This is a genomic window from Lysinibacillus sp. NPDC097287, assembly GCF_044761695.1.
Lineage (GTDB): Bacteria > Bacillota > Bacilli > Bacillales_A > Planococcaceae > Lysinibacillus.
In genome coordinates this window covers 1-1546 of sequence record NZ_JBIWCX010000047.1, presented here as the reverse complement: position 1 = coordinate 1546, position 1546 = coordinate 1, and the positions used below count along the sequence as shown (strand labels likewise).

Genomic DNA, 1546 nt, shown 5'->3' with positions numbered 1-1546 from the left:
CCTAGACCTGTCCAACCTTAACCGGCTTTCGGCCACAGTCCTCGATCTCGGCGTCAACAAGGCAACTCTGGCTCGACAACGCATCGCCGAACTGGACCCGTACCTGCCCGTCGACGCCTGGACCGAAGGTGTCGACGAAGCGAGCATCGACGACTTCCTCGCCGGACTGGACCTGGTGATCGAAGAGTGCGACTCCTTCGATGTGAAGGTCCTCGTTCGCGACCGGGCGAGGCAGCGGGGCATCCCGGTCATCATGGAAACCAGCGACCGCGGTCTCTTCGACGTCGAACGATTCGACCTCGAACCCGCCAGGCCACTCTTTCACGGGCTGGTCGGAGATCTCGACGCTGCCACCGTATCCGGGCTGAGCGTGCAAGAAAAAATTCCCTTCGGCTTACGCATCCTGCAGGGGGCCGAGATTTCGGCCCGCATGGCCGCCTCGGTCCTGGAAGTGGGCACCACCGTGGCCACCTGGCCTCAACTCGGCGGGGACGTTTTGCTGGGCGGGGCGTCTGTGGTCGCCGCGATCCGCCGGTTCGGTCTCGGTGAGGCTCTTCCCTCGGGGAGGGTGCGCATCGATATCGGTCAGCACCTCGATCAACTGACCGACCCACACATTCCCTCCGACTCGATCGCCTCACCGGCGACAAACGGTTCGCGTCCGATCGATCTGCGAGCACAGTACGACGCGCTCCCCGATACCGAAGCCGTCGCTTTCGCTGCCGCACGCGCTCCGTCGGGAGGTAACTCGCAACCGTGGATCATTCACACGGACGAGACTGCGCTGACTCTGCGTCTCGACGAAACCCGCTCGTCGAGTGTGGATATCGAGTACCGCGGAAGTTTCGTCGCGCTCGGTGCCGCACTGCACAACGCTCGCGTCGCCGCGGCACACCGACATATCCTCGGCGACACCGTCATCATCGGCGACGGTAAGGCGACCTCCGCGCGGATCAAGTTAACTGCCGGCACCGACATCTCGCTCACCGACCAACTACCCGGGATGCTCCATCGCAGCACACACCGCGCTCTGCCCGATCCCGGCCTGCCGCCGTGCGATCCGACGGACCTCGCACACCTGGCGGCGCGTCTGTCCTCCCCGACCGTCGCAGTCCACCTGATCCAGGACGGGGAGACGATCACACGGTTGGCCGAGAACATCAGTGCCACCGACCGCATCCGATTCCTCACCGACACTCTGCATCGAGAGATGATCTCCGAGCTACGCTGGCCACATTCGCGCGACCTCGCCAGTGGTATCGAGGTTTCCAGCTTGGGTATCCCTACTTCAGAACTCGCCGCCCTCGAACTCCTCCGCCGCCCCGACGTGATGGAACAACTGAACAACTGGGATGCCGGGCAAGCGCTCCGAGCACAGACCCGCACCCGCCTGGCCTCCAGCGACGCCGTCGCCGTCATCACTCAGCAGGGAACCGCCGCCGCAGACTACATCCGCAGCGGAGCACGCGCCGAAGAGTTCTGGATACGCGCCCAATCGCTCGGCTACTCCTTACACCCCCTCACACCCGTGTCTCTCTACGCCACC

General features: G+C 64.4%; 1 protein-coding gene. It reads left to right on the top strand.

Annotated features, from left to right (window positions below; translation table 11 throughout):
• Positions 1 to 1546 (top strand): Rv1355c family protein (locus ACIQ2D_RS21885; protein WP_402867404.1); only part of this gene is annotated, 1546 nt, incomplete at both ends.